We start from the raw sequence: 770 nt of genomic DNA, 5'->3' as shown, positions 1-770 counted from the left end.
ATTGTAGCAGCCATGAAAGTTGCTTATCAACCTCTGGGTACAGCATTCGCACAATTTTTTCGCAATCGTTTACGTATTCTTGCTCTAGAAGCGTTGATAGTGCTCGCTTCGGCGTATTTCGAGTTAATTCTGAATGTGTGAATATGTCTACAGTTGCTATGCTCACTTGAGGTTTAACAACGAGATACCATTTTTCATCCGGATTGGCGGGTTGCAGTTGTTCTCCAACCCCTTCAGCAAAGGCGGCATGGCCTTTAACGAAGACAGGAACGTCTGCACCAAGCTTCAAACCGATCTCTGCTAGCTGATTATCAGAAAGGTTGAGTTGCCATAAATGGTTGAGAGCGACTAACACGGTCGCAGCATTTGAAGAACCTCCACCAATGCCACCTCCCATAGGAAGCACTTTCTTTAACTCAATATCCGCACCGAAAGTCGTCGATGTGTATTGTTGAAGGGCAGTTGCGGCTTTCCAAATCAGGTTATCTTCTGTCGCAACACCTGGAATTTCAGGTGTGATGGTTATCGAGCTTGTTTCTCGGTTTGCGGTAACCGTAAGTTCATCGCCAAAGTCGACAAACTGAAATAGGGTCTGAAGTTCGTGATAGCCATTGTCGCGTTGGCCAGTGATATAGAGAAATAAATTCAGCTTAGCTGGCGAAGGCCAGTGCGTTGGCGTTGTTATCATTTTTTCAGTGTCCACTTCGAAACTACAATGTTGATTTTGTTCTCGTCTTGATTGAATGACAATCGAGTAGGGAGGGGAATTG

At 44.9% G+C, this 770-nt stretch carries 1 protein-coding gene and 1 pseudogene; both read right to left on the bottom strand.

The window, feature by feature from the left end:
• Positions 1-688, bottom strand: a 688-nt coding sequence (gene ispE / locus AB4653_RS27970) for a 4-(cytidine 5'-diphospho)-2-C-methyl-D-erythritol kinase (protein WP_372105890.1), incomplete at its 3' end; no start/stop codon positions are given.
• A pseudogene (locus AB4653_RS27965) lies at positions 685-770 on the bottom strand (lipoprotein localization factor LolB); the annotation flags it as partial. The pseudogene AB4653_RS27965 and the gene ispE, both read right to left, overlap by 4 nt.

Origin of the sequence: Vibrio sp. 10N.222.48.A3 (assembly GCF_041475345.1) — a bacterium.
Classification (GTDB): domain Bacteria; phylum Pseudomonadota; class Gammaproteobacteria; order Enterobacterales; family Vibrionaceae; genus Vibrio; species Vibrio tasmaniensis_A.
This window is presented reverse-complemented; position numbering and strand designations above follow the sequence as displayed.